Below are 23,381 nucleotides of genomic sequence, written 5' to 3' on the forward strand. Positions count from 1 at the left end.
CATAAATGAGGAGCTATTTGTTTCAAGGGGAAAGGGTTGGTGGTATGAAACGCGTGCTGATTATAGGTGCACTTACGTTTGTAGGTTATCACCTTGTAAATAAAATGATTGCAGAAGAAATAGAAGTGTATGGTCTTGATTTTGATGAATTTGATAGTATGACAAAAATTAATGAAGAGAAATTATTGTTGATTGGGCGAAATGCGTTATTTACGTACTATTCTATAAGGGATGAAGACGGATGGCGATCGGTAGAGGAAGAGAGTTTCGATACAGTTTATTTTTGTTTGTATGAGCCGAATCAGCAAAGTGGATTTCGGAATGAAAGGGTCATATTACAATATTTAAAACGAATCGTAAGGATGTGTGAAAAAAATAACGTAAAGTTAAATCTAATTTCTTCTATTGAAATAGGAAGCACTGAAGAATCCGAAAACAAACGTCTATTTTCGAAGGTGGAAGAAGGGGTGAAAAAAGGCGAATTACAATATAGTGCATATCGAGTTCCTACATTATATGGGCCGTGGCAACCGTCGTTTATGATGTATCATCAGCTTATTTTATCAGAACTTGATGAAAAAGAGTGCCGTTGTATAAATGGAGAAATAGGAAGCGATTTACTTTACATTGAAGATGTATGTGAATATTTATGGGAACATGGAATGAATGTAAAGCACCTCGGTATATATAATTTACTTAGCGGAAAAGAAGAGTTATGGGAAAAAGGTATGACCTTGCTGCATGCAGATGATAAAGTAAATAAAAAAAATGTGGAAGTAAGAGATGAAGCTGTAGAGGTTATTTCTATTCAAAAAAATACACCAGTAGAATTCGGTTTAAATAAACAATTGGCACATATGAAAAAATATAAAGAGTTATACGAAGGGTAGCGCACGTGTTAAACTATTGTATGGATAATTGATTGAAAAGCTTTAATGGAGAGGAAGAGATTACATGAACGAAAAAAGTATGCAATTTTTACAAATCGCAATGAAGCATTTACCAGAAGCTAAGGCAATTTTAGATTCTAATGGAATTGCGCTTGATATGGAGAAAGCACAGCCGGTGTTAGAGCTATTGATGAAAGTAATGGGCGAAGCATATGAGCTTGGGAAAGCGGATAAAGAATAAAACTGAAAAACAAAACCTTCTTTTTGGGAGGGGAGAGGGGCTCGAGCCGTGAGTAGAAGCGGTAAGGGCCTTTTTTAGTCTCGAGCGAGGTAAGAACAGAGGGATGATGAGGTTAAAGGAGAACGCCTTAGTTTTGAAGGAAAGCGGATAAAGAATAGAAACCCCTTCTTTTTTGATGGGAGAGAGGTTCGAACCGTGGATAGAAGCGGTAAGAGCCTTTTTTTGTTTCGAGCGGAGTAAGGGTATGGAATAATTTGTATTTTGAAAGGACAGGAATTTTTCTGTTTCTTTTAATGAAAAATAAAGTTAGTAATACGCTGTCTTTATTTTTTTAGCTGAAATATATTCTAGACAAAAGTACATTTATGTTTTAAAATTAGTACCAAGTCATAATAATTGATATAAAATGGAGGGCTGCGATGTGAACGTGGGCATTTTAGGGGTCGGAAGATATGTGCCAGAAAAAGTAGTCACAAATCACGATTTAGAGAAAATCGTAGATACATCTGATGAATGGATTCGTACGAGAACGGGAATTGCAGAAAGACGCATTGCCGATGATACAATAGATACTTCATATATGGCGGTAGAGGCTTCTAAAAAAGCACTTGAAGATGCCGGGATTAGCGGAGAAGATATCGATCTTATTTTAGTGGCAACAGTAACGCCAGATCGCGCATTCCCAGCAGTAGCTTGTGTAATCCAAGAAGCAATTGGCGCAAAACACGCAGCCGCAATGGATTTAAGTGCAGCGTGTGCTGGCTTTATGTACGGAATGATTACAGCGCAGCAATTTATTCAAACGGGAACTTATAAAAATGTATTAGTAGTTGGTAGTGACAAACTATCTAAAATTGTAGACTGGAACGATCGAAATACAGCAGTACTATTTGGGGACGGAGCAGGTGCTATCGTAATGGGAGCTGTTTCGGAAGGAAAAGGTGTACTTTCCTTTGAATTAGGAGCGGACGGAAGTGGCGGTAAGCATCTTTATCAAGACGAGTATGTTATGATGAACGGCAGAGAAGTCTTTAAATTTGCTGTTCGCCAACTTGGTGATTCCTGTCTTCGCGTGTTAGAAAAAGCGGGACTTACGAAAGAGGATGTGGACTTCTTAGTACCACATCAAGCGAATATTCGTATTATGGAATCTGCAAGAGAAAGATTAAATTTACCGAAAGAAAAAATGAGTATGACAATTGAAAAGTTCGGTAATACATCGGCTTCTTCAATTCCAATTGCAATGGTAGAGGAATTGCAAAATGGACGTATTCAAGATGGTGATTTAATTATACTAGTCGGTTTTGGCGGCGGGTTAACATGGGGAGCAGTAGCTCTTCGTTGGGGTAAATAAGGACTGAGAGAAAAAAAGGAGTGTATTTTGTATGGAAAAAAAGAGGGTCGTAATTACAGGGCTAGGAGCTGTTACACCGATCGGAACAGATGTTGAAACAGCTTGGGAAAACATTAAAAACGGTGTATCCGGAATTGGACGACTTACAAGAATAGATTCAGAACAAATTCCTGCAAAAGTAGCAGCAGAAATTAACGACTTTGAAGTCGAAAAATATATAGATAAAAAAGAAGCGCGCCGTATGGACCGCTTTACGCAATATGCAGTAGCAGCAGCGAAAATGGCAGTAGCAGATGCGAAGCTTGAAATTACAGAAGAAAATGCACCACGCATTGGTGTATGGGTTGGTTCTGGTATTGGTGGTATGGAAACATACGAAGAACAATTTAAGATTTTTACTGAAAAAGGTCCGCGCCGCGTGAGCCCATTCTTCGTACCAATGATGATTCCAGATATGGCAGCAGGTCAAGTGTCAATCGCTACAGGAGCGAAAGGAATTAATACTTGCTCTGTAACAGCTTGTGCATCTGGAGCAAACTCAATTGGTGATGCGTTTAAAGTAATCCAGCGCGGTGATGCTGATGCGATGATAACAGGCGGAGCAGAAGCGCCGTTAACAAGCATGGCATTCGCTGGGTTTAGTTCAGCGAAAGCATTAACATTCAATGAAGATCCAGCAACGGCTTGCCGCCCATTTGATAAAAACCGTAGTGGTTTCGTAATGGGTGAAGGATCAGGAATTCTTATTCTTGAAGAATTAGAGCACGCATTAGCACGTGGTGCTCACATTTATGCGGAAATTGCTGGTTATGGTGCAACTGGTGATGCGTTCCATATTACAATGCCTGCTCCTGGCGGTGAAGGCGGAGTTCGTGCGATGCGTCAAGCTTTAGCTGATGCAGGTCTAGAGCCAGAAGATATTGATTACATTAATGCACATGGTACAAGTACAGATGCAAATGAAAAGTATGAAACGATGGCAATTAAAGAAACTTTCGGTGAGCATGCATATAAAGTAGCGATTAGTTCAACGAAATCAATGACAGGTCATTTATTAGGAGCAGCTGGTGCTGTTGAAGCGATCTTCTCTATTAAATCAATTACAGACGGAGTAATTCCTCCGACGATTAACTATGAAACACCAGATCCAGAATGTGATTTAGATTACGTACCAAATACAGCGAGACATCAAGAAGTGCGGGCTGTATTAAGTAATTCATTAGGATTCGGTGGTCATAACGCAGTATTAGTATTTAAAGCATATAAGTAATATGTACAATAAGGTGTCTTTTCGTAAAGTACTACGAAAAGACACCTTATTTATTTTTTATCACCTTTACGTTCCTTTCTTTTTTTGCATATACATAAGAAAAGGAGGGATGAAGGGTGGGGGTTGTTGAAACGGCAGAATGGTTACATCTGTATTATGGACGCCCAGAAAAGATTTGTGAGAAATTTACAAAGTATATTCCATTGCCAAAAGAGAGGCTGTATCGTTTTTTAATCTCTAAAGGTATGTATCGCCCAGTAATGCGGGGGGAGCAGGAAATTAAAGAGTTAGAGAAGAAGGAAATTTGGAAAGAACTTAGCATGGAGTATGAAAAATTGAAAAGTTGGCTAAAAGGTCCAGATGTCCCTATCTTTATTTTATTATCAGATTCATATAATCGAACGGTACAAGAGGAATATAACGGGAAGGCTGGTTTATCTATGCGTCACGTTATTTTCTTATTCGTATGTGGACGTAATTCAGTAGAGGAACTAAAAGCTTTATTAACGCATGAATACCACCATATATGTAGATTACATCAAATTGAGACGAAGGAAACAGAGTATACATTACTTGATACGATGATTATGGAAGGGTTAGCTGAGCAAGCTGTGTATGAAAGGTATACAGAAAAAAGATGTGCACCATGGACTACTTACATTTCAAAAGAAGATGCTATTTATTATTGGAGAAATTCAATACAAGAACGAATAGATGTAAAGAGAGGTACGAGGGAGCATGATGTTTTATTAAATGGACTGCACTCGTATCCGAAAATGCTTGGCTATGCACTTGGATTTCATATTGTGAAAGACTGTGTAGCATTTGAAGGAGAAAATACACTGTCTTTATTATCTATAGATGCGAAAGAAATATTGAATAAAGCAAATACATTTCATATTTCATAAAAAAAACAGGAGCGTTACCTCCTGTTTTTTTTATTATAGAAGAAAAAATAATAATTAGAATATATTTCCTTAAGTGGAATAAAGTTAAGCAAAAATGAACATAATGATTGGTACAAACAGTAGTGAAGTGAGGGGTAGTGAATGTTATATCTACATGATGTATGGGTAAATTGGTTTGAAGGTGAAGAGAATGGGTATAACGTTTGTCATTTTTACGAATGGCGGAAAGATGATACGATTGAGCTATTAGATCAAGTGCCATTATTAAAAGTAGATGCCACATTATATCATTACATCGAGAACGAATTATTAGAGCTTCCGCAAAAATTATTGGAAGACGTATATCATAAGGCTTATATTCGTAAAAATCACGAACGTTTGCAACAAGAATATTGTTTTGTAGTTACAGATGGAAAAGGAATTATTGCGATTGATTCAATCGGCTATAATGTGCCAATTAGAAAAAGTAGGCTTATACCTCGTCAAGAACAGATGGTATATGAGATGGTAGAAAATGTGCAAGAAGAAAAGTATGAGTTCCAAGTGGAAGAGATTGAAAAAGAACATCATATTTTATCGCCGTCACCTTTCATTATGAACGGCCTAACTCGTAAAGAAAGACAGTTAAAACAATTATTATTTATGGCATTAGATCAATTACATACAACGAAAAATCCAGCTGAAATTCGCTATTGGTTCACAGAGTGGGATCCATCAGCGTATGGAATGGTCCAACATATGGAGTTTGAAGATGTTTGGGCTAAACTTTATGATGAAGCGAAAACTGGATGGTCTGAGAAGCACGAGCAATTATGTGAGCGCCTTGTAAAAGGACAGCCGTTTTTTGAAAAGTTATGGGAAATGGAAAATGAGCAGAAGGTAAATTAAAAAAACCGCCAATTGGCGGTTTTTTTTATGGAGGTGGCAAGAATGTTCGGTGGCTTCGCGCCTTCCTGCGAGGCAAAAAACGCCTCTACGTCAGGAGCTCCATCCTCCTCACATTCTGAACGAGCCGCTTCCGCTTTATGTGGAATCTAGCTCCGGCTCCTAGCCCTTCGCGTCTAAGCACCTTCTGTGGGGAAGAACCTTATCCGTCAGGGCTAAGCAGTCGCCTCCGCTTTATAAATAAATCTAGCTCCAGCGGCAAGCTCTTCGTGTCTAAGAACCTTCCGCATAAGAAGGCAAAAAGCGCCTTTTATGCGAAAGAACCTTAGCCAGTCAGAGCTGAACGAGCCGCTTCCGCTTTTTATGTTACCTACGTTTTCTGCTTAGTCCCATTGCGTTTTCTACTTTGCGTAGTTGTTTGAATGCAACGCGGTTTGCTTTTTCGGCACCTTTGTCTAGAATTTCGTCTAGTTCTGGGGAGTTGATTAGTTCGTTATATTTGTCTTGGATTGGACGAATTGCTTCTACGACTACTTGTGCTAGGTCACCTTTGAAGTCGCCGTATCCTTTTCCTTCGTACATTGCTTCTATTTCTTCTACTGTTTTTCCTGAGAATGAAGAGTAAATTGTTAATAAGTTAGAGATTCCAGGTTTGTTCTCTTTATCAAATTTAACGATGCCTTCAGAGTCAGTTACGGCACTTTTTATTTTCTTTTCGATTGTTTTTGGCTCATCAAGCATACTGATCATTGATTTTGGATTTGGATCAGATTTACTCATTTTTTTCGTAGGTTCTGTTAATGACATAACGCGAGCTCCTACTTTTGGAATACGAATTTCAGGAACTATGAACACTTCACGGAAGCGTTTGTTGAAACGCTCTGCTAGATCACGTGTTAATTCCATATGTTGCTTTTGGTCATCACCAACAGGCACGATTTCTGTGTTGTAAAGTAAAATATCAGCAGCCATTAATGGTGGATATGTAAGTAATCCAGCTGGAACTGAATCTCTTCCTGAAGCTTTGTCTTTATATTGTGTCATACGTTCTAATTCTCCAACGTAAGCAACGGATTGCATAATCCATCCTAGTTGAGCGTGTGCTGGTACTTCTGATTGTACAAATAAAGTAGCTTTTTCAGGATCGATGCCGCATGCAACGTATAGCGCAGCAAGACTGCGGATGTTTTTGCGAAGCCCTACAGGGTCTTGAGGTACTGTAATCGCATGTTGGTTTACAATACAGAAATAACAGTCGTGTTCGTTTTGAAGCTCTGTAAATTGCTTCATAGCTCCCAAATAGTTTCCAAGTGTAATTGTTCCGCTTGGCTGAATACCAGAAAAGATAACTGACATAAGTAATTCCTCCTAAAATTGAATGTGCGATGGGGAAGAGAAGGCATACAAAAAAGCCCATTCATCCCAAATTACATAGGGACGAATGGACCGCGGTACCACCCTAATTATTTCACAGCTGTGAAATCTCTCAAGATCCATAATAACGTCTGGATATAACGCCAAAGCCTACTACTTTCGGTTCGGTTTGGTGCTCAAAAGCCCATTCCATACTGTACAATTACTTGTTCACACCACCCACAAGCTCTCTGAAATTGCCCCAATATGTACTCTTCTTTATCATCGCATACATATAAATTTATTGTTAACTGAGTCCTTTTAATATGAAAGAACTAAAGTTTTATAACAAAATGTTTTGCTGATTATTATATCATATGGAGCAGTGTTTGCAAACTACATCAAAATAGTAAAGCTAATGAGGATCGAGAACAACCCAAGTACGATACCGGTAATACAAATCGGATACGTCCATTTGAATGAATATGTTTTATAAATACGTTCTTTCTTATCGATAGGTTCCTCTGCTTCTTCAATTAAAGAGTCAATTTTTTTATTCGTACCAAATACTCTTTGGAATGCGTAAATTGTTACGTTAAAAAATCCATTTTGAAATATGAATAAAAAACCACCTATAAGAATAAAAATCAATGCAATATAGAATGAGATGTTGACAAAATTCAACAAAAACTGAGATGAAACGAGGAATGCGCCCACACTAGAAGCGATTATCGCAACCAAAAATAGTATACAAGTATGAAAAAAAACTTTATTCAAAATATTCCCCTCCGTCAAAATATTACTAGAATTATTATACTATAAAAGCTATAATAAGTAATATAAATAATTTTTTGAAAATTATACGCAATTGTGGTTCTAATTTCAAGATGATGGTAGCAATGTTAACCTATCCCTTTACGAAAAATTAAAAATATAAACATTTTATTAAAAATTTTAACAAAAAAACAAAAAACTATATTCACAATCGTCATATTATATGTATAATGAAAATTGTAGAAACTTGGAGATTATTCTTTCAATTCTGTTTTTCTACAAGTGAGGGTACAGGAAGTGCAATTAGGGGAGGCAACACTACATGAAGAAAAAGATACCGTTATTACTTGCATCAACTTTAACTGCAAGTATGTTGCTTGGCGCGTGTAGCTACCAGAAAGAGGACGCTAAAGCAAAAGGAAAAGAAAACGCTACTAGTAGTAGTAACGGAAAGCAGATTCTTAATTTAACAGAGTTATCTGAAATTCCATCAATGGATGCATCGTTAGCATCAGATTCTGCATCTTCAACAGCATTAAATAATACGATGGAAGGTTTATATCGTACTGGCAAAGATCAAAAGAGAATGCCTGGGATTGCTGAAGATGTCCAAAAGCTAGATGATGGGAAGAAATACATATTTAAATTAAGAAAAGATGCGAAATGGTCGAATGGGGAACCTGTAACAGCGAAAGACTTTGTGTATTCATGGAAAAGAGCAGTAAATCCAGATACAAAAGCGACGTATTCGTACATTATGTTCGATATTAAAAATGCAGAAAAAATTCATAAAAAAGAATTACCTGCTGACCAATTAGGTGTAAAAGCGATTGATGATTATACATTAGAAGTGGAATTAGACAATCCCGTTCCTTACTTTATTGATTTAACGGTTTATCCGGTGTTTTACCCACTAAATGAGAACTTTGTGAAATCACAAGGTGATAAGTTTGGTTTAGAGGCAAATACAACATTATATAACGGGCCATTCGTTATGAGTGATTGGAAACATGAACAAAGCTTCCAATTTAAGAAGAACCCATCATATTGGGATAACAAGACGGTTAAAATCGAAGAAATAAATTTCAATATTGTGAAAAATACATCGACTGATGTAAATTTATATGAGACAAATGCGATTGATCGTGCGGCTCTAACGTCGGAATTTGTTGATAAATTTAAACAAACTCCAGAGTTCCAAGCACGACAAGAAGCAGGAGTTGCCTACTTAAGATTCAATCAAAATAATAAGTATTTGAGTAATAAAAACTTAAGAAAAGCAATTTCAATGTCCTTTGACCGTGATAACATTGCAAAAGTTATTTTAAACAACGGCGCAATTGGTGCTTACGGATTTGTTGGAAAAGATTTCGCTGAAGGTCCGAATAAAAAAGACTTCCGTGCTGAAAATGGAAAGCTAGTTGAAACGGATTCAAAAGAAGCGAAAAAACTTTGGGAAACAGCGAAGAAAGAGCTTGGCACTGATAAAATCGAATTAGAATTCTTAAGCTTCGATAATGAAGATGCGAAAAAAATTGGCGAATTCTTAAAAGGTGAGATGGAAAAGAACTTACCTGGTTTATCGATCAAAATTAAACAGCAGCCATTCGCACAAAAAAATAAATTAGAAGATTCTCAGCAATATGATATTGCGTTTGGTGTTTGGGGTCCAGATTTCCCAGATCCAATCTCATATTTAGATATGTTTGTTACGAATGGTTCACAAAACAAAACGGGATATTCTAATCCGAAATATGATGAACTAATTCTAAAAGCAAAAACAGATACAAAAGATTTACAGGCTCGCTGGAACAACCTTTTAGAGGTAGAGAAGATGTTAATTAAAGAGGATGCAGTTATTGCTCCAGTCTATCAAAAAGGTTCAGCGTATGTAGTAAAAGGTGCTGTAAAAGATATTATCCCGATTAACTACGGTGGTAAATTAACTTACAAATGGGCATCTGTTGAACAAAAATAATCTTTTTTCCATCGTTTACAAGGGTATATGCCTATGATGGGCATGTGCTCTTATTTTAAAAAAATAAAAGTAAGAATATTTCAAACTATCTTATTGCTTTTGAGAAAAACGGGGAGGTGCTTGACTATGGGACGTTATGTATTAAAACGTTTCGTGTACATGGCTTTGACATTATTTTTAATTACTACACTGACTTTCTTTTTGATGAAATTACTACCGGGTTCTCCACTTAAAAACCAGGAGAAACTATCACCGGCACAAAAAGAAATCATTCTTGAAAAATATGGTTTAAATGATCCAGTACCAGTTCAATATGCGCGTTACTTAGGTAACTTAGCAAAAGGTGATTTAGGGGTATCATTCCAATATGATAACCGCCCAGTAACAGATATGATTGTGGATCGTATTGGACCATCAGCACAACTTGGTTTACAAGCGATTATATTAGGAACATTTATCGGTTTAATTTTAGGAATCGTTGCGGCACTTCGGAACAATACGTGGGTCGATTATGGGGCGACAATTATTTCCGTACTCGGGATGTCGGTACCCTCATTCGTATTCGCCGCATTACTACAATATTTCGTAGGGGTAAAACTTGGTTGGTTCCCAGTAGCATTCTGGAAAGGACCGGAGTTTACAGTAATGCCTACAATTGCCTTATCGATGGCAGTTATCGCAACAATCGCACGTTTCGCTCGTGCAGAGTTAATTGAGGTTATGCAAGCTGACTACATTTTAACAGCGAAAGCGAAAGGGATTAGCCAAGGCGTTATCATTATCAAGCACGCACTGCGTAACGCATTAATTCCAGTTGTAACAATTTTAGGACCAATGGTTGCAGGATTAATTACAGGGACACTAGTTATTGAGCAAATTTACGCTGTACCTGGACTTGGGGAACAATTCGTTAAATCGATTACAGTGAATGACTATACAGTTATTATGGGAACTACAATTTTCTATAGTGCGATCTTCATCTTAGTTATTTTCATTGTCGATATTTTATACGGAATTATTGATCCTCGTATTCGTTTAGCGGGAGGGAAAAAATGATGAAAGATGTACAAAAATTATCTCCAGATTTATTTCAACCAGCCAATCAAAGTAATGTTGATAATGAAGTCATTGCCCGTCCAAGCTTAACGTTTTGGCAAGATGTAAGAAGACGTTTGTTCCAACATAAAGGTGCGATGTTTGGTTTCGTATTATTAAGCCTGATTATATTACTAGCAATTATAGGACCGATGGTAAGTAAACACTCATATAAAGAGCAGGATTTAGGTCGTGCGAAAATGCCACCGAAAATTCCAGTGATTGAAAATGTTCATTGGCTACCATTTGACGGTACAGATCAATATGGTGTTGACCAATATGAAAAACGTGATATTAAAGAGTATTTCTGGTTTGGTACAGATGATCTTGGCCGTGATTTATGGACAAGAACATGGGAAGGTACACGAGTATCATTATATATCGCTCTTTTAGCAGCAGCGATTGACTTAGTAATTGGGGTTGCATACGGAGGTATTTCAGCCTTCTATGGCGGCAGAGTAGATAATATTATGCAACGTATTATGGAGATTATTAACGGTATTCCATACTTAATCATCGTTATTTTAATGGTAATCATTATGGGATCAGGTATTTGGTCGATTACACTTGCGATGGCAATTACAGGTTGGATAGGGATGTCGCGTATCGTTCGTGGACAGATCCTAAAATTAAAAAACCAAGAATATGTATTAGCATCTCGTACATTAGGGGCAACGAATACACAGTTAATTGTGAAACACTTAATTCCGAACGTAATGGGACCAATTATCGTAATGACAATGTTTACAATTCCAACAGCGGTATTTGGTGAAGCATTCTTAAGCTTCATCGGACTAGGCATTCAGCCACCATTCGCATCACTTGGTTCTCTTGTAAACGATGGTTATAAATCAATTCAAACGTATCCACATATGATGTTCATCCCAGCGGTTGTCATCAGTATGTTAATCTTAGCATTCAACTTAATGGCAGACGGATTACGCGACGCGTTAGATCCAAAAATGCGTAAGTAAAAGAGGGGAGAAGTAAAAATGAAAACATTGCTAGAGGTAAAAGATTTGCAAGTCTCCTTTGATACACATGCAGGTGAAGTACAAGCTGTACGCGGTGTTACTTTTGATTTGAAAAAAGGAGAGACATTAGCGATTGTAGGAGAATCTGGTTCTGGTAAATCAGTTACTTCTAAAGCGTTAATGGGATTAATTCCGAATCCTCCAGGACGTATTAAAAACGGTGAAATCGTATTTGAAGGTCGTGACTTAACGAAACTAACAGAAAAAGAAATGCAGCAAGTACGCGGTAAAGATATTGCGATGATTTTCCAAGATCCAATGACATCGTTAAATCCAACGATGACAATTGGTAATCAGATTATGGAAGGTCTTATTAAACACCAAGGGATGAGTAAAGCAGACGCACGTAAAGTTGCTGTAGAATTAATCGACCTTGTAGGTATTCCAAATCCAGAAGCTCGTTTAAAACAATATCCTCACCAATTCTCAGGTGGTATGAGACAGCGTGTAGTTATTGCGATGGCGTTAGCTTGTAACCCAAAATTATTAATTGCCGATGAGCCGACAACGGCGCTAGACGTTACAATTCAGGCGCAAATTTTAGAGCTTATGAAGGACATTCAGCAAAAAACAGAAGCAGCAATCATTTTCATTACGCATGACTTAGGTGTAGTGGCAAACGTTGCAGACCGAGTTGCGGTTATGTACGCTGGTAAAGTTGTTGAAATTGGAACTGTTGATGAAATTTTCTACAATCCACAACATCCATACACATGGGGCTTAATCGCATCTATGCCAAGCTTAGATGGTTCAGAGGACGAGCTATATGCGATTCCAGGAACGCCTCCAGACTTATTAAAACCGCCAAAGGGTGATGCTTTTGCACCACGTAACCCGCAGGCGCTGAAAATTGATTTTGAAATGGAACCACCTTTATTTAAAATAAGTGATACACATTATGCGGCAACTTGGTTACTTCATGAGCAAGCGCCAGAAGTAAAACCACCAGCAGTTGTTGAAAAACGTATTCTTCAAATGAAAGCAGGTGAACAACATGACTAAACAACGTGAGAAATTAATTGAAGTGAAAAATGTGAAACAACACTTTGATGTGAGTGGTGGTGTTGTTAAAGCAGTTAATGATATTTCATTTGATATTTACCGCGGTGAAACATTTGGACTTGTAGGAGAATCTGGTTGTGGTAAGTCAACAACTGGAAGAACGATCATTCGTTTATACGATGCAACTGCCGGTGAAGTGTTGTTCGATGGTGAAAATGTACATGGGAAAAAGTCACGCGCAGAACTTAAGAAATTCAACCGTAAAATGCAAATGATTTTCCAAGATCCATATGCATCATTAAATCCTCGTATGACAGTAGGGGATATTATCGCAGAAGGTATTGATATTCACGGACTAGCAAAAGGTAAAAAAGAGCGTATGGACCGTGTTCACGAGCTGTTAAATACAGTTGGTTTAAATAAAGAGCACGCGAACCGTTTCCCGCATGAATTCTCAGGCGGACAACGTCAACGTATCGGTATCGCTCGTGCGCTAGCTGTAGAACCTGAATTTATCATTGCTGATGAACCAATCTCAGCACTTGACGTATCGATTCAGGCGCAAGTTGTAAACTTACTGAAACAGTTACAAAGAGAAAAAGGTTTAACATACTTATTCATCGCCCATGATTTATCGATGGTAAAATACATTAGTGATCGCATTGGTGTAATGTACCGTGGTCAAATCGTTGAGCTGACAACAAGTGAAGAGTTATATGCGAATCCAATGCATCCATATACAAAATCACTACTATCAGCAATTCCACTTCCAGATCCAGATTATGAGCGCAATCGTAAACGTATCGTATACGACCCATCGCAGCATGATTATGGTAGTGAAGTGCCAACAATGCGCGAAATTCGCCCAGGACATTTCGTATTATGTTCTGAAGCAGAGTATAAGAAATATAAAGAAATCTATCAATAAAAAAGTAGAGCCATTCTTCTATTACAGAAGGATGGCTCTATTTTTTTATACTAGTTAAACTTAAGTTAGTATAAAGCGATTTTATCCAAGTTCTTTTTCTGTTTAAAGACAGCGAAGTAAGAGTTTCCGAGAATGAAGAAAAAGGCGACTGAAATCAGCCGCCTTTTCTTCATTTAGAAACACTTTTATTTTATTGCGCTTGAACAGAAACGCTCTCATCTTGCTCATCAGGTTTAACAAGTGCATAACTTTCCCACGATCTACTTCTCCATCGGAAGAACATAATAATCGCCCGCGTCCATTCATCGATAGCAATCGCTAGCCAAATACCAACGAGACCCATATCTAAATGGAAGGTGAAAAAGTAACCGAGTGGTAAGCTCATTAACACCATGGAGAATGCTCCGATTAAAACAGGATATTTGGCATCTCCAGCCGCACGAAGTGAATTAATGATGACGATGTTCATCGTCCGTCCTGTTTCCAGTAGTACACTTAGTAAAAGAACGCTTGCTCCTAGAGAGATAATATGTGGATTATCCGTAAATAGTCCCATTAATTGTGTTCGGAATGTAACAACGAGAATGACCATAAATAGAGTTACACCAATCGCCCATTGTACACTTTTCCATACACGTGTGTACGCTTCATCTTTTTCATTTCCGCCAACTAGGCGTCCAACGATAATAGCTGTTCCCATACCGATAGCAATGGCGAATAAATAAGTGAACATGGAAATGTTAGTAGCGTATTGTCTTGCTGCTAATGATTCCGTACCTAAGTATGTTGCGTAATATAAGAAGACAATTTGACAAGCTTGATACATGACTTGCTCGAATGCCGATGGAATGCCGATCTTTAAAATTTTGCCAACGTATTCTTTTGATAAAGTGAAGTAATATTGTAATTTCACACGGTATTCCATAACGCGATACAGTAACCAGAAGAAAACGATAAGTGCGATTAACCGGCTGACAGCAGAAGAAATAGCAGCCCCTTGCACACCAAGTTCAGGGAAACCGAATTTCCCGAAAATAAGTACGTAGTTTCCGGCGATATGAATAATATTCATTCCAAGCGAAACAAACATCGCTTGCTTTGTAAAGCCGTGAACGCGGATAATTGCGGCTAATGAGTTAATAATAGCTTGAAGGAAAATAGCTCCTCCGACGATGGATAGATAGCTTTGTGCATACGTTAATACATCGCCTTGTAAGTTCATTGCCATCATCATATGTTTTGAGAATAAAAGAAAACCGGCGCTTATAACGAGCCCGACTCCTAAATTTAATGTTACTGCTAATGCTGATATTTTTGATGCTTCCATAAAGCGTTTAGAACCGAGGTATTGGGATACAACGATAGCTGCACCATTCCCGATGACTTCTAGTACTAAAATCGCGATATGAAGGTATTGATTCGCTGCACCAACCCCAGATACAGCATCGTCTGATAATGCACTTAACATGAAAGTATCAGCGATCCCCATCAGCATAAAAAGAAAAACTTCTAGAAAAATAGGCCATGTTAATAAGAATAAACTTAATTTCTCTGTTGGCCCGTTTTTTGAGCGAATTGCTGTCATGTCCGTCCCCTCTTTACCGATATCTATTTTTAGCAAAGTGTATCGTAACACACTTTCATATCCTTTGCACTTATTTTAGCCTACATATTTTCAATATGAATAAACCTTCATTTTATGACAAAAAAGGAAGAATAATTATACGTAAGATATTATAGGATATAAAATTTGTTTTTCTCTGATAATTTAGAAAAGTATAAAATTTGATATTTTTAACACTTTAGTTCAATAAATACGCAGTATGAAACGTTTACAAATATACTGAACGTTAACAGAAAATTTTAATAAAATAGAAATATAAATATACAAAGAATATATTTGTGTGTATAATATGAATTATTAGAACATATATATATTTCTTTCTGTTTGAAAATGAAAGGGCTAACATTTTTTTGGAGGGGTGGAAGTATGAAAAAAAAGATACCAGTTTTTGTAGCATCAACAGTAGCAATGAGCATGATTTTAGGGGCATGTGGCTACCAAAAAGATGAACCGCAAGCGAACGCAAAAGGGGATAGCGGGAAAAGCGGTGCGAAGCAAGTTATTAACTTAATTGAAACACAAGAAATTCCAACGATGGACCCAGCGTTATCAGCTGATGCAGTTTCTTCAAAAGTAATGAACAATACGATGGAAGGTCTATACCGCCTTGGGAAAGATGATAAATTAGTTCCAGGTGTAGCGAAAGAATTCCAAAAGTCAGAAGACGGTAAAAAGTATACATTTAAATTACGTGAAGATGCAAAATGGTCAAATGGTGACCCTGTAACGGCGAAAGATTTCGTGTATGCATGGCAAAGAGCGATTAATCCAGATACAGCTGCGAAATCGGCGTACATTATGTACGATATAAAAAATGCTGAGAAAATTAATAAAAAAGAGATGAGTCCAGATCAATTAGGCGTGAAAGCGATTGATGATCATACATTAGAAGTAGAATTGGATAATTCTATTCCATATCTTGTTGATTTAATGGTCTATCCGATCTTCTATCCTGTTAATGAAAAGTATGTGAAAGAGCAAGGTGTGAAGTTTGGTTTAGAAGCAAATACAACACTCTATAACGGACCATTTACATTAAGTGATTGGCAACATGAACGTAGCTTCAAAATGACAAAGAGCCCATCATATTGGGACAATAAAGAAGTGAAGCTTGAGGAAGTAAACTTTAATATTGTAAAAGATACATCTACGCCAATTAATTTATATGAAACAAACGCAGTCGATCGAGCGACGTTATTAGCAGAGTTCATCGATAAATATAAAGGAAAACCAGATTTCAAAACGGTAGAAGATACTTCTGTATTCTTCCTTCGCTTAAATCAAAAAGACCCAGCTTTAGCAAATAAAAATATTCGTAAAGCAATTTCTCTTGGTTTTGACCGTAAACCATTCGTTGATACATTATTAAATAACGGTTCTAAGCCAGCGACGGGATTAATTCCTGACAATTTCATTAAAGGACCGGATAAACAAGATTTCCGTGCTGAAAATGGAGATATTGTAAAACCAAATGTAAAAGAAGCGAAAAAGTATTGGGAAGCTGGTAAAAAAGAGCTTGGTAAAAACGAAATTGAGTTAGAGTTATTAAATGAAGATGTTGAATTATCGAAGAAAACTGGTGAATATTTAAAAGGTGAGTTAGAAAAGAATTTACCAGGATTAACAGTGAAAATTAAACAACAACCATTCGCGCAAAAACTAAAATTAGAAGATGCTGGCGATTATGTAATGTCATTCTCTGGATGGAGTGCAGACTTCCCGGATCCAGTTACATATCTTGATATGTTTGTAACTGATGGAGCGCAAAACAAAATGAAGTATTCTAATCCGAAGTACGATGAGATTATTATGAAAGCGAAAAAAGACGGAAGCGATGTAAATGCTCGCTGGAAAAACTTATTAGAAGCAGAAAAAATGTTACTTGATGATGCTGCGATTGTTCCAGTATATCAACGTGGTAGAGCATATTTACAAAGAGAAACAATTAAAGATATGTACAACCATAAGTATGGTGGCGAAGTAAGCTTCAAATGGGCATCAGTAGAGAAATAACAAAAAAAGCAGGTGATTACCTGCTTTTTTTAGTACGTACGTTTTTTATAAATGCCTTTTCCGCCAACTTGGTTCCAGCCAGATTGTACATCTAAACTTTTGTTAACAAACTTCATTTTTTCTTTCCCACCAAAGAGTTTTTCACCGATGCTATTTGTAATGACACCAATCAATGCTGTTATTCCGATGATGAGGGTAGCAACAATGATAAAATCAGTAAAAAAAGCGATCATATGCACATTCCCCCTTTGCCTGTCTTTATTTTTATTGTATGAGATAAATGGTAAAAAAGAAAGAAATGTCAGAAAAATATTCGATTTACTTTAGAAAGCATATAGACATGAGCGGGGAGATTTGTTAAAACAAGAACAAGTGTTCTTTTTGTTTCTAATCTTTAGAGTCTTACATTTCTCAATTGTTTTGTCGGGAAAAGGTAAGAAAACGTTCTCTTTTTAATGGGGAAGATTATGAAACTGTAATTGTATATCAAGTGAAAATTATTGTAGAAAGCAAGTATCAAAAGGGTTGAAGGCCGTTGTTAAAGGACAGTTTTAATGAGTGTAATCATGTTACATAGCAGTGGAGTACACGGAGGATTTTTCTCAACTAGCAGTAAATTCACTGTATATTTCTTGCAAAAACTATTGTATAATGATTATAGAAGTTACTTATTAAAAGTAATTGTTGTTGCTTACATGAATTGCGATTTTTTACTTTGCTATAAGACAAGTTATCGCGAAAAATTGCGGAAGTTAGAAATTTAAACTGTAATTAGTACAGAATTTGTACTCTTTAAGGAGAGTGAGCTTTGTATGGTAACATTATATAGTTCTCCAAGCTGTACGTCTTGTAGAAAGGCGAAATTATGGCTAGAGGAAAATCATATTCCTTATACAGAACGTAATATTTTCTCAGATCCATTAACGATTGATGAGATTAAAGAGATTTTACGTATGACAGAAAGCGGAACGGATGAGATTATTTCTACTCGTTCAAAAGTTTTCCAAGAATTGAATGTGAACTTAGAGTCTTTACCACTTCAAGATTTATATAAGATGATTCGTGACTATCCAGGTATTTTACGTCGTCCAATTATGATTGACGAAAAACGCCTTCAAGTAGGTTACAACGAAGACGAAATCCGTCGTTTCTTACCACGTACAGTAAGAACGTTCCAATTACGTGAAGCACAGCGTCTTGTAAATTAATTATAATAATATGAAAACCTTCTACCTATTATAGAGTAGAAGGTTTTTTTTTACTGTTTAACATTACGTAATCGCACTTGTTGAACGATAAAGCCTATGCATAAAATCGTGAAAATGAACAAATAAGGGATACTTGCGGTAAAACTAGGATTATGATGAAAAAACGTTGCAAGTCTGTCTTCATGTGTAATCATTTTTCCTGCTGTATAGGCGAGAACTGCTGCTCCGCAATAAATGAGAAATGGAAAGCGTTCCATGAGTATTAAAATAAGTTTGCTTCCCCAAATGATGATCGGGATAGAAATGAATAAACCGATAATTACGAGTGAAAGTCTTCCGTGAGCTGCTCCTGCAATGGCAATAACATTGTCAAACCCCATAACGAGATCCGCGAATACAATTGTACGCACAGCTTGAAATAAAGTTGTTTTTCCTTTGATAGAAGAAAGATCGTTGTTATTATCAGTGAGTAAATTTACCGCAATTAATGTGAGTAAGATTCCGCCGATGAGTTGTAAAAATGGGATATCAAGTAAATAGACAGCTAGTATTGTGAGGAGAATTCGTAGCACAATTGCTAAAATAGTACCAATCAAAATGGCTTTATTTCGTTTTGCTTCAGGTAAATTTCGGCTAGCTAGTGCGATGACAATTGCGTTATCGCCACCTAGTACAACATCGATACCGACAATCATTAGTACAGATGTTAAAAACTCTAAGTCCATTCGTCTGCCTCCATTTATGATGTTTTAATAAGCGAAATATATGTATGTGGTGAAGAAAGTTTGTCTAGTTTTGATCCCGCGCCCCCCGGGGACAAAATAATCACCTATAATAGAAGTTTCACTTTATTACAGTGTACGGGGGAATATGGGAATGTATGTCCAAATTTTTTGTGAACAGTGAATTGGTATAATGGTATATTTATCCCGATTAGTGCGAGCTAATAATCAGTGGAGGATGAAAAAAATACTGATTAATGTTTCACTTTATGTAAACGGTCGAATACAGATAGGTATATAACTATTTTTGTAAAATAAATCGATTTTATTTCCATTCTGGAGAATCTTATCATAAAATGAGAGTACAAGAATCTATTGTTTTGTCATATGAGTGGGGAATCCCTTCATAATAATTCTAAGCAGGAAGGGAGAGTTGTATTTTGGATATTGAAAGAATTAATGACCATACGATGAAATTTTTTATTACGTACATTGATATAGAGGACAGAGGGTTTAACCGTGAAGAAATTTGGTATGATCGCGAACGAAGTGAAGAGCTCTTTTGGGAGATGATGGACGAAGCTCGTGATCATGATGATTTCTTTGTCGATGGGCCGTTATGGATTCAAGTGCAAGCAGTCGATAAGGGGATTGAAGTACTTGTAACGAAAGCGGAGCTTTCAAAGGATGGACAAAAGCTGGAACTACCAATAGGTGTGGATAAAATTATAGACATTCCTCTAGATGAAGGCATCGAATCATTATTCCAGCAAGAATTAGTGGAAGAGGTAGAAGAACCAGTAGGAACAAACTTTAATGAAGATGGTACGTTTGGCTTTTTAATTAAGTTTAATGATTTTGAAGATGTCATTTCATTAAGTCATCGTCTTATCTTTGAAGATATAAAAGATGAATTGCATTCATTTGAGGACCGCTATTATGTATATGTGGAATTTGATGAAGTGCTACATGATGAAGAAGAGATTGATCGTATTTTAAGTATTGTTTTAGAATATGGAGAAGAATCTACTTTAACGATTCACCGTGTAAGTGAGTATGGGAAACAGGTTGTGAAAGAGCGTGCGCTTGAGACAATTCGCAACAATTTCCCTCCTAAAATGTAGGCCGATTTCTATAGTATGAAATCGGCTTTTTTTATGAAGAATAGGAAGGCTTTCTTATTTAGGGGGTAGGGGGTAAGAGATGAAAAATACACTAAAACTACTTTTCTTTTTTCTACTACTGTTCGCATTATTTGTTTCATTACGCATGTTTATTGATGTAGCATTTTATTCGGATGTCATGGGGATAAAGGATGTTTCGATTTTAGGTATTATTAGTATTTTATTTACGGTTTCCGCATTTTTAATTGGATGTGTTATTTTCTTAGAAAACCGCCATCCGTCAAAAACACTTACGTGGTTAATCGTACTAGGTATTTTTCCAGTGTTCGGTTTCTTTGCTTATCTTTTATTTGGACAAAACTTTCGCAGAAAAAGAATGTTCCAAAAGAAGGCATTACTCGATGAACAGGCGTTTTTACAATATAAGGGACACGAAGATTACGAAGAACGGATTTTACGAAATCATAAGCATCAAGAATTGTTATTTCGTTTAGCAGATCGATTGGGTGCTTTAAATATTTCATTTCAAACTGAAACGAGGACATTAACAAATGGAGACGAAACGTTTCAGGCAATTTTAGATGGGTTAAATCGAGCGAAACACCACATTCATATGGAGTATTACATTGTGCGTGATGACAAGCTCGGTACAGAAATTAAAGATATTTTAATAAAAAAATCAAAAGAAGGCGTTGTCGTTCGTTTTTTATATGACGCGGTTGGAAGCTTTAAATTATCAAATTCGTATATTGAAGAATTGAATGATTCAGGAGTAGAAATGATTCCATTTTTCCCTGTGCGTTTTCCGATTTTAAACGATAAAATTAATTATCGAAACCACCGAAAAATCGTTATTATAGATGGAAATGAAGGGTTTGTAGGTGGATTAAATATTGGTGATGAGTATTTAGGGAAGGATAAATATTTCGGTTTTTGGCGAGACACGCATTTATATTTACGCGGTGAAGCAGTTCAAAGTTTACAGCTAATTTTCCTTCAAGACTGGTTTTATATGACTGGTGAGGCGGTATTAGCACCTGAATATTTACAAGCGGAAGCAGTTGAGGGTGATCATTGGGGCGGAGTCCAACTTGTTGGAGGTGGACCAGATAATAAATGGGAAACAATTAAACATTTATATTTTGCAATGATTGCTTCAGCTAGGAAATCGATTTGGATTGCAACACCATATTTTATTCCAGATGATGATATTTTATCTGCATTAAAAGTAGCTGCACTTGCTGGTATTGATGTTCGTTTGTTAATGCCAAGTAAGCCAGATAAGCGGACTGTCTTTTATGCATCAAGATCGTACTTTCCGGAGTTATTAGATGCAGGAGTAAAAATATATGAATATGAAAAAGGTTTTCTTCATAGTAAAGTCGTTATCGTGGATTCTGATCTCGCATCAATTGGGACAGCTAATATGGATATGAGAAGTTTTCATTTAAACTTTGAAGTAAATGCCTTTTTGTATGATACAGATAGCATTCGAAAGCTCGTTCAAGATTTTAAAGACGATTTAGAAGAATCCAGTGAAATTCATGTTGACCGATTTCATAAGAGACGTCTTCATAGGCGGATTGTTGAATCGACGTATCGGCTATTATCACCTTTATTATAGAAAGAGATGTCCTAATTTAGGACATCTCTTTTTTTGAGAGGAATTTGTAGTAATTTGTAGAATACAAGGAGTTGAAAGGGTGTGATTGTGATGTTTATTGCAAGGAGAGAAAACGGAGAAAAAATTCATCTATTATATAACCGGGATGAAGAGCGTTTACGCGAAATGCGTAAACGAGAAAAATTCTTTTGTACAGCTTGCGGAAAAGAAGTGCAAATGAAATTAGGAAAACAGAAGAGCTGGCATTTTGCTCATAAGAAAGTGGATTCATGTCTTACCTTTTATGAAGCAGAATCTATGTATCATATGCACGGTAAAGAATTGTTATATAGATGGTTAAAACGTCAAGATTTTCATGTCGATATAGAGCATTATCTGCCGGTAATCAAGCAACGACCAGATATTTACGTAGAGAGAGCGGATAGAAAAATTGCGATTGAATATCAATGTGCAAATCTTTCCGTAGAGCAGCTTTATAAGCGAACATATTCGTATTGGCAAGCTAGTATACAAGTCATCTGGATAATCGGTGGAAATCAGTTGAAAAAGCAATCAGCCTATTGGATGACATTCTCCGCCCTTATGGCGTTCTCCTTACAACCTTATCCTCAGCCATTTCTTATTTTCTTTTGTCCGAAACAAAAATCGTTTATGAAATGCGCATTTATCACTCCGTTTTCTACAAATGTTTCTTTCTCACATACTATTTATTTACCAACCGATACGACTACCGTTGACATGCTCTTTTCTCCCGTTCCTTTCCGGAAAGAGTTATTAGGACAAGAGTGGAAGAGAAAAAAGAACCATTTTCGGCAAAACGCTCTATCTATCTGGAATTATAATCATAAGTCACTACTCCGCCTCTTATATCAATATAAATGTACCCCAGCGAGTTTTCCTTCTGAAATCGGTGTTCCGCTCCCATCCTCATTTGCTTTTCAAACAAATCCATTTATATGGCAAGCTTCTCTTTATATGAAGTGTATAGGTATGCTTAAGGTAGGGGAGTATATTTCTCTGCAATACGTATGTAACTATGTGGCGAAGTATACGAAGAGGCGTCTACTTCCGTATTTTGCACAACATATATGGAAGGTAGCAGTTGCAGAGTATATGACATTTTTATGTTATGCAGGTGTATTAATAAAAATAGGTATTAATAAGTATCGAAAAATAAGAGATGTTGTGTTGGTAAAAACAGAGGAAGAAATTATGAAATATGATGAAATTTGCTTAGCGCATGCACTATCTCTATTTGAGACAAAGTACAACATGAGAGAGGGAAAAGGGGATATAATAAAGACTGATCGTGAAGGAATTACATAAGAAAAATCGAATTGTACTTAAGTAGAGA

Annotated in this window: 22 protein-coding genes, 1 pseudogene and 1 other annotated feature; of the genes and pseudogenes, 18 read left to right on the forward strand and 5 right to left on the reverse strand. The window is 36.7% G+C overall.

What is annotated here, in order from left to right:
• The first annotated feature begins 17 nt into the window (after positions 1 to 17).
• The 6 genes from MHI07_RS05790 (at position 18) to MHI07_RS05815 (ending at position 5,551) form a co-directional block, all read left to right on the forward strand.
• Positions 18 to 890, forward strand: coding sequence for an NAD(P)-dependent oxidoreductase (locus MHI07_RS05790; protein ID WP_340826873.1), 873 nt, complete (start codon positions 18 to 20; stop codon positions 888 to 890).
• A 64-nt stretch (positions 891 to 954) separates the two neighbouring features.
• On the forward strand, positions 955 to 1,131 hold the full coding sequence (locus tag MHI07_RS05795; protein WP_002011319.1) for a ComZ family protein: 177 nt from the start codon (positions 955 to 957) through the stop codon (positions 1,129 to 1,131).
• A gap of 421 nt (positions 1,132 to 1,552) precedes the next feature.
• A complete protein-coding gene (gene fabH / locus MHI07_RS05800) occupies positions 1,553 to 2,485 on the forward strand; it encodes a beta-ketoacyl-ACP synthase III (RefSeq protein WP_002149840.1) in 933 nt (310 codons plus the stop codon).
• A gap of 31 nt (positions 2,486 to 2,516) precedes the next feature.
• On the forward strand, positions 2,517 to 3,755 hold the full coding sequence (gene fabF, locus MHI07_RS05805) for a beta-ketoacyl-ACP synthase II (RefSeq protein ID WP_002011323.1): 1,239 nt from the start codon (positions 2,517 to 2,519) through the stop codon (positions 3,753 to 3,755).
• Positions 3,756 to 3,871: 116 nt separating this feature from the next.
• Positions 3,872 to 4,663: a DUF2268 domain-containing protein gene (locus tag MHI07_RS05810; protein ID WP_340822477.1), complete on the forward strand. Its 792-nt coding sequence runs from the start codon at positions 3,872 to 3,874 to the stop codon at positions 4,661 to 4,663.
• 141 nt (positions 4,664 to 4,804) lie between these two features.
• Positions 4,805 to 5,551, forward strand: coding sequence for a YjbA family protein (locus tag MHI07_RS05815; protein ID WP_215555563.1), 747 nt, complete (start codon positions 4,805 to 4,807; stop codon positions 5,549 to 5,551).
• 363 nt (positions 5,552 to 5,914) lie between these two features.
• On the opposite strand, the gene trpS is transcribed toward MHI07_RS05815, so the two are convergent.
• Together trpS and MHI07_RS05825 are read right to left on the reverse strand one after the other, a co-directional pair.
• Positions 5,915 to 6,904 carry a tryptophan--tRNA ligase gene (trpS, locus tag MHI07_RS05820; RefSeq protein ID WP_002158892.1) on the reverse strand — a complete coding sequence of 330 codons (990 nt, stop codon included), beginning with the start codon at positions 6,902 to 6,904 and terminating at the stop codon, positions 5,915 to 5,917.
• Between the two features lie 74 nt (positions 6,905 to 6,978).
• Positions 6,979 to 7,196, reverse strand: a binding site (T-box leader).
• 101 nt (positions 7,197 to 7,297) lie between these two features.
• Positions 7,298 to 7,678: a DUF3899 domain-containing protein gene (locus MHI07_RS05825; RefSeq protein ID WP_002158891.1), complete on the reverse strand. Its 381-nt coding sequence runs from the start codon at positions 7,676 to 7,678 to the stop codon at positions 7,298 to 7,300.
• Between the two features lie 110 nt (positions 7,679 to 7,788).
• Here MHI07_RS05825 and MHI07_RS05830 point away from each other — a divergent pair.
• The 6 genes and pseudogenes from MHI07_RS05830 (at position 7,789) to MHI07_RS05855 (ending at position 13,712) form a co-directional block, all read left to right on the forward strand.
• Positions 7,789 to 8,001 (forward strand): annotated as a pseudogene (locus MHI07_RS05830) (hypothetical protein).
• A complete protein-coding gene (locus MHI07_RS05835; RefSeq protein ID WP_215580908.1) occupies positions 7,998 to 9,653 on the forward strand; it encodes a peptide ABC transporter substrate-binding protein in 1,656 nt (551 codons plus the stop codon). The pseudogene MHI07_RS05830 and the gene MHI07_RS05835 overlap by 4 nt, the downstream one beginning before the upstream one ends.
• Positions 9,654 to 9,779: 126 nt before the next feature.
• Positions 9,780 to 10,709, forward strand: a complete 930-nt coding sequence (gene opp3b / locus MHI07_RS05840; RefSeq protein ID WP_000534165.1) for an oligopeptide ABC transporter permease — start codon at positions 9,780 to 9,782, stop codon at positions 10,707 to 10,709.
• Positions 10,706 to 11,722, forward strand: coding sequence for an oligopeptide ABC transporter permease (gene opp3C / locus MHI07_RS05845; RefSeq protein WP_340822479.1), 1,017 nt, complete (start codon positions 10,706 to 10,708; stop codon positions 11,720 to 11,722). The genes opp3b and opp3C overlap by 4 nt, the downstream gene beginning before the upstream one ends.
• Positions 11,723 to 11,740: 18 nt before the next feature.
• Positions 11,741 to 12,784 (forward strand): ABC transporter ATP-binding protein, encoded by a 1,044-nt coding sequence (locus MHI07_RS05850; RefSeq protein ID WP_088077988.1) that lies wholly within the window; start codon positions 11,741 to 11,743, stop codon positions 12,782 to 12,784.
• Positions 12,777 to 13,712: an ABC transporter ATP-binding protein gene (locus MHI07_RS05855; protein ID WP_002125930.1), complete on the forward strand. Its 936-nt coding sequence runs from the start codon at positions 12,777 to 12,779 to the stop codon at positions 13,710 to 13,712. Before MHI07_RS05850 ends, MHI07_RS05855 begins: the two co-directional genes overlap by 8 nt.
• Before the next feature lie 190 nt (positions 13,713 to 13,902).
• On the opposite strand, the gene MHI07_RS05860 is transcribed toward MHI07_RS05855, so the two are convergent.
• The gene (locus MHI07_RS05860) at positions 13,903 to 15,348 is read right to left on the reverse strand and encodes an MATE family efflux transporter (protein WP_070138921.1); all 1,446 of its coding nucleotides are present in this window, start codon (positions 15,346 to 15,348) and stop codon (positions 13,903 to 13,905) included.
• Between the two features lie 354 nt (positions 15,349 to 15,702).
• Between MHI07_RS05860 and MHI07_RS05865 the strand changes: the two genes are divergently transcribed.
• Complete coding sequence (locus tag MHI07_RS05865) at positions 15,703 to 17,349, forward strand: peptide ABC transporter substrate-binding protein (protein WP_002158887.1); 1,647 nt, start codon at positions 15,703 to 15,705, stop codon at positions 17,347 to 17,349.
• Between the two features lie 29 nt (positions 17,350 to 17,378).
• Here the strand turns inward: MHI07_RS05865 and MHI07_RS05870 are convergent, their stop codons facing one another.
• Complete coding sequence (locus MHI07_RS05870) at positions 17,379 to 17,582, reverse strand: hypothetical protein (protein ID WP_000559981.1); 204 nt, start codon at positions 17,580 to 17,582, stop codon at positions 17,379 to 17,381.
• A gap of 321 nt (positions 17,583 to 17,903) precedes the next feature.
• Here MHI07_RS05870 and MHI07_RS05875 point away from each other — a divergent pair, with 321 nt between their 5' ends.
• Positions 17,904 to 18,113 (forward strand): hypothetical protein, encoded by a 210-nt coding sequence (locus tag MHI07_RS05875; protein WP_078173315.1) that lies wholly within the window; start codon positions 17,904 to 17,906, stop codon positions 18,111 to 18,113.
• A gap of 48 nt (positions 18,114 to 18,161) precedes the next feature.
• Positions 18,162 to 18,557 (forward strand): transcriptional regulator Spx, encoded by a 396-nt coding sequence (gene spx / locus MHI07_RS05880; protein WP_002011348.1) that lies wholly within the window; start codon positions 18,162 to 18,164, stop codon positions 18,555 to 18,557.
• Between the two features lie 50 nt (positions 18,558 to 18,607).
• Here spx and MHI07_RS05885 read toward each other — a convergent pair whose 3' ends face one another.
• Positions 18,608 to 19,282 carry a TerC family protein gene (locus MHI07_RS05885; RefSeq protein WP_002158886.1) on the reverse strand — a complete coding sequence of 225 codons (675 nt, stop codon included), beginning with the start codon at positions 19,280 to 19,282 and terminating at the stop codon, positions 18,608 to 18,610.
• Positions 19,283 to 19,719: 437 nt separating this feature from the next.
• On the opposite strand from MHI07_RS05885, the gene mecA reads away from it, so the two are divergent.
• The 3 genes from mecA (at position 19,720) to MHI07_RS05900 (ending at position 23,353) form a co-directional block, all read left to right on the forward strand.
• Positions 19,720 to 20,403: an adaptor protein MecA gene (mecA, locus tag MHI07_RS05890; protein ID WP_215580912.1), complete on the forward strand. Its 684-nt coding sequence runs from the start codon at positions 19,720 to 19,722 to the stop codon at positions 20,401 to 20,403.
• 79 nt (positions 20,404 to 20,482) lie between these two features.
• Entirely contained in the window at positions 20,483 to 22,027 is a 1,545-nt protein-coding gene (locus MHI07_RS05895; RefSeq protein WP_340822488.1) for a cardiolipin synthase, read from the forward strand.
• Between the two features lie 90 nt (positions 22,028 to 22,117).
• Positions 22,118 to 23,353 carry a competence protein CoiA gene (locus tag MHI07_RS05900; protein ID WP_340826874.1) on the forward strand — a complete coding sequence of 412 codons (1,236 nt, stop codon included), beginning with the start codon at positions 22,118 to 22,120 and terminating at the stop codon, positions 23,351 to 23,353.
• Positions 23,354 to 23,381: the final 28 nt, after the last annotated feature.

It is taken from the genome of Bacillus sp. FSL H8-0545 (assembly GCF_038006105.1).
Taxonomy (GTDB): Bacteria; Bacillota; Bacilli; order Bacillales; family Bacillaceae_G; genus Bacillus_A; species Bacillus_A cereus_U.